Annotated in this window: 1 protein-coding gene; it reads right to left on the bottom strand. The window is 60.3% G+C overall.

Annotated features, from left to right (window positions below; genetic code table 11):
* Positions 1-2 precede the first annotated feature (2 nt).
* The coding region (locus tag FV217_RS22580) for an HNH endonuclease (RefSeq protein ID WP_187272687.1) at positions 3-353 on the bottom strand (351 nt) is incomplete at its 5' end.

The raw sequence follows: 353 nt of genomic DNA, 5'->3' as shown, positions 1-353 counted from the left end.
TTTCATTGCTTGAAGCAGTTTTCCCTGTGCCAGCCGAGGAAATGCGGATGCGGTCTGTCGTGCGGCCTCAAGGGTGTGAAGGCTCGACCGGTCCGATTGATGAAACCGCGGATCCCATCGGGGTCGTTCGCCTGACGCGAAATCAGGATCTCGAGGCCGTCAGACAGGGTGATCAGGCCGCGATCGAACATCCAATGCGCGGTACCGGATAAGGCAATGCCGTTGCTGACGATGTCCGGACCGCTCGCTTCGACAGGCCGGATATGGGCAGCAGCGACCTCGGCGCGCCCACCGCCATTCAACAACTTCAGTCCCGTCAGCGCACAACGCTCATCGTAGGCACCGAGAACAAC

Origin of the sequence: Methylobacterium sp. WL9, assembly GCF_008040035.1 — a bacterium.
GTDB classification, from domain to species: domain Bacteria; phylum Pseudomonadota; class Alphaproteobacteria; order Rhizobiales; family Beijerinckiaceae; genus Methylobacterium; species Methylobacterium thuringiense.
The sequence above is the reverse complement of the archived record's forward strand: the minus strand, read 5'-3'. Positions and strand labels throughout refer to the sequence as shown.